At 56.6% G+C, this 8959-nt stretch carries 1 protein-coding gene; it reads right to left on the minus strand.

Annotated elements, in window-relative coordinates; translation table 11 throughout:
- Positions 1–157: 157 nt before the first annotated feature.
- On the minus strand, positions 158–8893 hold the full coding sequence (locus J4772_RS22890; RefSeq protein ID WP_209071531.1) for a cadherin-like beta sandwich domain-containing protein: 8736 nt from the start codon (positions 8891–8893) through the stop codon (positions 158–160).
- Positions 8894–8959: the final 66 nt, after the last annotated feature.

Raw genomic sequence — 8959 nt, forward strand, 5'->3', positions numbered from 1 at the left:
CTTTAATATACTTTTCGTGTCTATATGTATTGGAGAGAATTAGACGCCTCCTTGCCCCTGGGTCCGGATTCGATCGCCCGCTTTGCCACATCGATAAAAAAAGCCCGCGAACTCGCAGGGGGACTGACCCCGGGAGTCCGCGGACTTCAACTAATCTTTATTGACCGTTCCGAACGCTGCCGCCTTCCGACACCGTTACGGTGCCGGACGCCGACTCGATGTCGCGAATCGCCCAATGATTGCTCGGCACGTCCGGCCAGATGGAGGACGTAACGGCAGGCGTCGGACGCTCAAGCAATTGGTTCAGCACCCGTACCGTCTCTGCGCGAGTCAACGGACGATCCGGCTGGAAGGAGCCGTCCGGGTAGCCCTTCAGAATCCCCGCCTGCATAGCCTTACCAATCGCTGCCGACGCCCAGTGCCCTTGCACGTCTTTCGGGAGAGCGATCGACGTCTGATCCGACGCTCCTGCCGGAAGCAGTCTGGCAACGATACTCGCCATTTCCGCACGAGTCACAGCGGCATCTGGACGGAAGCGGCCTTGATTATCGCCGCGCATCAGGCCCGTGCGCTGCATGTCGGCAATCGCCTCGGCAGCCCAGTGTTTGTTCCCCACATCTTTGTAGCCTGCAGCTTGTCCGGCTGCGGAAGCAACCGTGCCTTTCAGACCGAGGCGATGCAGTATGGTGGCGAATTCCGCGCGTTTGATCGATTGCGACGGACGGAATGTACCGTCCGGGTAACCGGACAAGTATGGCGCGAGCGTTCCTGCCTCCACATCGCCCTCGTCCGCACCGATGCGCACAATCGTAAACGTGCTGAACTTGTCGACTTCGATCGCAATGCCGGCTACGCTGCCGTCGGCATTGTAGCGAATCGTGCCTTGAACCAGTTTCTTCTCTCCGTCACAATGCTCGATATACACTCGCAGCTCCGACAGCAGTTTATCGGCCGCCGCTTTGTTGGCAGGCAGCTTCAAGCCGTCCAGTCGGAACAGCACTTCCGTGTTAAATCCGGAATAGTTCGTTTCGATTTTGACTGGATGACCGATCACGGAGACCGCGCGACCGTCGGCCGCTTGCACGACCAGGTCCGCCTCCAGCACCCGATTATCTACCGTCTTCCGCTCGCCGGCCGCAACGATCGGCACGATGCGGAAGTAGGCGTCCGTCCCCTTCTGGCTGAGTTGCTTCAGCGAATCGCCCCGCAGCTCGATGATGCCTTCCGGCAGTTCGATCTGCAGCGACAGGCCGCTATCCGAGAGAAGAGTTAACGCTTGAGCGCTTAAGTTCACATAGCGCTCGTCGGCAGGATCGTCCGGCAGATCGGACACTTGAATCCGAGCGATGCTTGTCTTGCCCTGTTTCGCTTTGGCCACGATGTCTTTCGCTTTATCCGCGTCCAGCTTTACCGTATCGGTTATGCTGCCGTCCGGCGCAACGGTCCGGACGATCGGAATTTGTACAACCCATTCTCCCGCGCCTCCGGTTACTTTCGTTTGACGCACGATCTCTGTCGTCGACGAGCCTGAGTTTACGCGGGTCACGTCGATGGAATACGTCTGCGAAACTTTTTGATCCGGAGATTCGACTCGAACGTTAATCGTATTCTGCCCATTCGCCAAGCTTGCCGTGAAGCTTCCGCCTCCCTGCAACGTTTTGCCCATCACAGTGACCGTCGCTTGCGGATCGTTGGCGGTTGCCGTAATCGACATGCTGGCTTGGCTCACTTTCTGCTTCGTGCCGTAGCTCAGCTTGTATGGCGTAAAGCTGCCGTCAATCCGCGCGCTCGCTTCCAGAGCGGATAGCAGCGGCGGCGCTTCAGGCGCACCTTTCTGACGCAATACAGTAAGCGTATAGTCTCGCGTTCCGCCATTCTGTGCGCTGATGACAATTCGCACGGTCAGACTGTCTTCCTCAAGCGGAAGCGAAACCGCGCTGCCGTTCAGAAGCTGGCCGTTAATGCGAACGGCAGCATCCGGATGCGCAACAGGTAAAAGCGTAAAGGCGGTTGTTCCCTCCGGCACATATACTTGATAGCTCGCGATATCCGGAGCAAAGCCAGGCGTTACCGCCGAACCGCTCGTCTCAATTCCCAGTTGCCGCAATTCCGCATCGTCGCTGCCCTCCCGCCATACGACAATCTCGTATGTGCGAGATTTTGCGCCGTCAGGCGACGTAACGATAACCGGAATTCGATTTTCTTCCGCTGGCAGAGCAATTAGCGCGGAGGCTTGTCCGTTCTGAACCGCACTCCCGTCGACCGTAATTGTCGATCCGGCCTTCAACGAGCTTGGCGTCAACGTCACGCCCTCCACCGTATGATCGACATAGACTTCATAGGTATCTTCCGTTCCCTCAAAAGGAGCTGCGGCAATCGTTTCGCCTGTCTGCGATTTTATCGCCAGATCGCCGAGCAGAGATATGCTCGAACCTCCGCTGATCTTCAGCGTATAGGTCTTTGACGGTTCGTTGCCGGTCGGTTGAACCTTAATTGCCACCGATTTAACCGAGTCAGACACCTCAACCTCGACATAACCGTCAGCTGTAAGGGGTTGCCCGTCGATCGTAACAGTCGACGCCCCCACCATTGGCACTGCGTAGACGCGTACACGATTGGAATCGGCTTTCGCCTCATAGGATATCTTCTCGAACTGATAAGGCTCGCTTAATGTTGCGCCTCCAACTGTCAACGCCGCAAGATCTCCAGGGAAATCTTGCCATGTTCCATCGCTGTTCTTCAGTACCTCAAAGCCGTATTCCGTTGTGTTGCCGGCCGCATCGGAAGCGACAATTACCATCGGAATCCGATCCGCGCTGGCGCTCCAATCGAGCGGAGCGTAATAAACAAAGCGCCCCTCGTCATCCAAAGGCACGGTCGTGCCGCTGATGACCAGCTTGGCCCCGATGTCCGTCTGTCCGACAAGCAGCAGCTTGCCGGTGCTGTCCACCGAGCCGTTGAGCGGGATTGGCGTTCCCGCGTCGTCCTTGCCGGAAACGATCAGCAGCGGCCCCGTACGATCTACGAACAGGCTGCGAGTCTCGAAGCTGCGGTCGCCGCGCTCGTTCACGGCTTCGACCAGCAGTTTGTATTCCCTCTCTTCCAGGGCTCCGGAATTCACATTCAACAGCACATTCAAATCAAAAGAGTGAACGCCGCCCGCCGCCATCTGAGCGCTGCTGCCAAGCTGCTGCCCGTCAATCGTCAGGGTTACCGCTGTCGCCTGATCGGCTGTGACGTTCAGCAAAGCATGGTCTGCGGCTGTAAAGAATATCACGCGGTCGCTGCCGTCGTAAGCTTGGACGGTTTTGGTTGTGATCGCACTTGGGCTGCCCCCGGCATCCAGCGACACGGCAAGCGCGGCCGGCTGCGGATTCGGCAGCGTCACGGCGACGCTTGCGGAGAGCGGGCTAAGCGCGACCCGTCCGTCCGACAGGCCGATTGCCGATACCGCCACCATATAGTCGGCGTTCGTCGGCAGTCCGGAAATGACCGCTTGCTGGGTTGCTCCGGCCTGAGGCTCGATGTCCATCGCCGGATTAACCGGTTGGCTGCCCGCGCCTTCGCCGATCCATACCCGATATTTCTCCACCTGGCCGGGTACGGACTTGAAGCTCAAAGATATTTCGCCATTACCCGTCGACTGCAGCTCAAGCTGCGTCGGCGCGGTCAACGCATAGGAGGCTTTAACCTCCACCGTCTCTTCCGCAACACCGTAAGCGGGAGCTTCGCTTTCGCTCGTCGCCGCGGCCGACAAATAGTAGGTTCCGGGCAGCACCGAATCCGGAATATCAATCAGGAGCATGCCGGATGCCGGCAAAGCTTCTGCGAGCGCGTCTCCGATATAATCTTCTTTGCCGCCGGTCAACATCAACGCGACTTCAGTGTCGGGAGCGGCATTCGCCGTCGACCAGGTCACACGAATGCGATTGTCAGCCACGGTTGCGACGGAAACCTTCACTTCAGGCAATGGAATCAGTTTCTGAATTTCCAGTTCCGTTCGCGTACCGTTCTGCACCAGCCATCTTCCGGCAGGCGCGTCCAGCAGAGAGATGTACAGCATGTCCCGGCCGTCCTCTGCAGGATAAGGCGTTGCGACCTGCGACTGCTCCGTCGGATCGCCGCCGGAGGAACCGCCCGGCACCCGGTCCGCAGCCGGCTGCACATACGCGTTGCCGCCTGGCGCTGCGAAGTCCAGCGTGTAGCGGGAGCCGTCCGGCTTCAGAATGACCGTGTTGGCATTGCCGCCGCTGACAGACAGCATGTAATCGCCTTTTTCCACCACGTTAAAATATTTCGAATAACGGCCTTCGTTAATCAGCGGCTTGATCGACTTGAACTTCCGGTTCAGTTTATAGGCCAGAATGCTCGCAAAGCTGCTGCCGACCGCCTTCCACTGGCCTTTCAGCTCTCCCCCGTCGATCCATACGGTCATTTTCCGCTGGGCTTCGTCATAAATCATGTTCATACCGTTTGCATTCGAATCGGGTTGAAGCGCGTACTCATCACCTGACGGCGTATACAGCTTCGTATGCTCGTTCGCTCCGTAAATTTCCACGATCGCCTGACCGCTGGTCCAGTTGTCCAGCTCGAACACCGTCGGATAAGCGGCGTTCTGCACCCATTGCCGGAGTTGATCGGCAGTCGTATCCGCCGGTACGCGGCTCAAATGCGCCTGAGGACTAGTATGGGCGACGATCAACCACGTTCCCGTTTCGGCCGCATCCAGCAAAATGCGCTGACGGCCGTCGGTGTCCGTAAAGCCGTTCCAGTCCGGCTGACTAGGCGACGCTTCCAGATGATAAGGTCTGCCGTCCGGTTTGTAGAGAATCATTTCAGCGGGAGCCTCGTCCACCACCAGCTCGTGAAGACCGCGCTCCGCTACCAATAAGGAAGTAACCAGCCGCTCGGCGGTCTGCATCCATACCTGAGCCAACTGCTCCAGCGTCAGCGAGCGGTTAGCGAACAGCAGCTCGTGAACGCGAATCTGGCTGTCCGCGTCGGTCGTAACCTTCCAGATGCCTTTACTCAAGGAAACCCGCATGAAGGTAAGATCCGATCCGGCATCGTAGACCGTCTCCGGCCTCACCGCGTTTTCGGCTTTCGGGTTATCGACGGCGGCAACCTTTAACGACGCGGCGCGTTGATCTCCCGTCATCACTATCAACGCCTCGTAAGCGCGATCCGACCGGAACGCGGAAGACGTTTGGCCTGCGGCTGCGTTCTGCACGGTCATCGGCAGAGCTTGCTCTACGGAGGTCAGCTGACCGTCGGCAAAACGCGCCTTCGCATTCCGCTCCGCGGCGTCCTGCGGCTGCACGACTCCGTTCACCGGCGTCAGCTCGTACACCTTCTGCATCTCGCCGGATGCCGTCGGCAGAGCCGCAACCGCGTTGAACCGGGCAAAGTCGAAGCTTTTCGCCCAATCGTCTCCGGCCGCAAGCCTGAAGTCCGCCATCCCGCTTGGCTCATAGCCGATCAATTCCTCCAGAATGTCGCCGAGAGGCGCTGTTTTCTCGAAGAAATCGTCGATTTTGTTATAGAGGTTGCCGACGAAATCCAGTCCCTTCTCCCACCAGGACTTCTTCGGCGGTTCGGCCTCGACCTCGAACAGGATCGTATTATTGCTGAACGTATACGACACTCTCGCATTAATCCCGTTGTGCTTCATCATCCCGATCATTTGCTTGTCGTTTACGCTTAAGACCACATCGCGAATCGTCGCGCCGCCGATGCGCGGAATGCCCTTCGGCACGTAGACGGTCGCTTTCAGAATGCCGTCGTATCCTTTTTTATTGAAGGAATACGCGGCGATTTTGCCTTTGATCGTATCGAAAGCGTTAATGTCGCCCGATGCCAGGAAACCCGGCTTCGAGAAGCCGTTGATCCCTGCAATCGAGGGGTTAACGACCGCCTGCAAAGTCATGTTCTTGACCGGCAGCCAGTAGTAATATTCGATCCCCGTCGCGTCGAAGCCGTAAGGCGTCAAATTGACGGCGATCTCGTCGGTGCCGAGCAGGTTAAACTTGCTGCTCACCGCCGGATGCTTCTGCTGCGGAACGAGAACGTCCGCCACCGAGCCAGAGACGGGCAGCCGCTGCGGGATTTGCGTTTTCCCGGCAAGCTTATCCGCTTTTCCGTACAAATAATTGACCTGCAGACCCGTGGAGCCCAGAGTCGATTTGTTGAACATACTGAAGCCGATCTCATCGAGCCGTCCCTGGTTCAGCTTCATACGTAGGTCGAAGCCGATGTCCGTTCCCGGCAGCTTGCCCTTGCCCTTCACATCAACCATCGGATATCGGCTGTCGATGACGAAGGAAGTATCGCTTACGTCGATCGGACCGACCTTAAAGCTCTTGTCCAGCGGGTAATTGCCAACCAGCTCGAACCGGCCGTAGCGATACTGCAGATCGTCGACGGCAATCGCTTTGGATACTTTCTGGTTTCCGACCATAAAGCCGAGCTCCAGAGAACCGGCCAAATTCACGCCTTCCTTGACGAACGTAATCTTGGTCGGTTTAAGGGGCATATCGATGCCCAAATAATCGGCGGCCTTACCGTCATTCAAGACGATGGAGAAATCGTTCGAAGTCAGTTGGAAGCTTCCGTCGTACAGCGTATACGACGCATTCGCCCCCTGGCCCCCCGTGTTGACGTACAGGCGCCCTTCTCCGGTAATGACGGATTGCGCCGAATTGCTCTTGTCCACAACAAGACTGCTGCCTTTGAACATAACGGTATTGTTAATCGCAACGACCTCGGATACGTCGTTCAGCGTGTACACGTTCGGCGCCTCCGGAGTTTCCGTAAACGGTCCTTGCAGTCTAAGAACGCCAAGCTCGTTGGCCGAGGCCGTGCTTGGCACGTCCACCCACGCGAAATCGCGCGGCTTGTAGAAGTCCAGCGCAATTAACTGCAGCCCTTCTGGGAACGTATATTTTTCGGACGTATCTTTATCAGCTTCTTTATTATAGAAATCATGTTCAAGTACGACGTCATATTTTCCCGGGGGCAAATCCTCGCCCCAGGTCAACTCAAGTTGACGGCCGTTCAATATATTATAATCCAGCGGATGCTCGGCAGCGCCGTTCTTCAGATGAAAATGAATTTCATCCAGCGGCCTCCGAAGCAGATTGGTCATGCCCTCGCCGACGGCAACGATCCGTTTCCTATCCTTCACATGGACGTAAGTCGCGCCGACGCGATCGTACTTCACGTCCGGCTCTTCCAAGTACGGATCTTCCTTCAGTTCGAACGGCTTGATCTCGGTATAGCTTTTGCCTATTTCATTAACGGCAAAGCTCCGCGCCTCATACTTGCGGTGCCATTCGAGACCGGTCAGCGTGACGGTAAATGAACCGACTCCTTCCGGATTCTTGTCCGTGTAAGGAACCGCTATCCAGTCCTCGCTGCCGTCATCCGTATAAGGTCGGTATTCCACCCCGCGCGAGGTGATCGGCCGACCGCCAAGAGATTTGACTTCCGTAATGATGCTGACGGTATCGTTGATTTGATTCTTATCGATGTTAAGGATCGGATTCTCAACCATCTCGATGACCGGAGCGGACGGAGGCGTGTAGCCGAATGACCACGTTTCGTTCATTCGGCCGGGAGGTTCCGTATGATCCAAATCCGGCTGTCCATCAGGCGTCTGAGATTGATGCATGGTATAGACACTTACAGTATCGCGATGACCGCCGAAAACGATAAATTTGGACCCGTCGAAAGCCATACTTGCGCCCGTAATCGGAAAAGGCGTTATATTCGGCCAGAGCTGAAGCAGGCCTGGATAACCGACGTCATCGATAAACGCGCCTTCCGACGATCCGAACTGCGGAGATTCCTCCCATTTACCGTTATTCCATCCATAGGCCATGCCGGTTCTCGGATAAGGATATCGAGAGGACGGCAGCTTTAATTCCGGCACCAATACATTGTTGGAATGAATATAGTCCCGCGCTCCACTGAAGATGACGGTTCTTTTACCATCGTAGGCCATTGCATGGTCCCAACGACCGAAATCCAGCGGGCCGGGCGCCGAGCTCCAGGTTTTCGCATCGGCATTCCACATCCACAAAAACGGGGAGCTATCTTTAATCGTATGGCCGCTCTCCGTTTTGGTTCCCTTAATCCCTCCGTACAAAACGGCCGTCTGACCGTTAAAGCTCATCTGGCCGTTATACGCTCCAGGCGGAGAGGCTTCCGGGTCGGAAGGTGTTACGTTCTCCCAATCTGTTCCTTTCCACAACCAGGTTTCGCCATTGGGCACCTTCGTGGAGCCGCTGAGCGTATATCCGCCGAACAGAATCAGATTCCGGCCGTCAGAGGCCATCTGCGCGCCCCCACGCGCGGAAGGAGACGCCGTCAATCCTGTGACTTGCGTCCAGACGCTGCCGTTCCATCTCCACGTATCGCCAAGTACGCCGGACTGCCCTTGCCCGCCGAAGAGAATGACGCTATTGCTGACAGGATCGAACGCCATTGCCGCATGCTTCCGAATGGACGGCGCGGATGCCGGTTCGACTTCCTCCCAGGAGTTGATGTCGCCCCCGGTCCATATCCAAGTATCGTTCCGCAGGCCGCTGTTCCCCTCGCCCCCAAACAGTACAACATTTTTGAAATTCTCGTCATAGACCATGGCCGCCGCATCTCTCGCAGCCGGCTTGAATGTACCTCCCGTCATCCGTTCCCAGGTATAATCGATCAAATGGTCGTTCCCATATGTAACGGACGTAACGCTAGGCTCATAAGTGCTTTGCGTGACGCTTGTCGGCTCTAATGAATAACCCGGTTCGTTGTTCTGGTCCTCCGCATAAACAGCAGCGGCTCCTCCCGACTGCATCAGAGGAAAACATTGCAGAATTAACGCGACAATCAATAGTTTAGCCAATCCAGAGCTCCAATGTTTGCGCAACAAATCCGCTCCTCCATTCTTATAGTTTTTTCGGCCCATTAT

Origin of the sequence: Cohnella sp. LGH (assembly GCF_017671885.1) — a bacterium.
Classification (GTDB): domain Bacteria; phylum Bacillota; class Bacilli; order Paenibacillales; family Paenibacillaceae; genus Cohnella; species Cohnella phaseoli.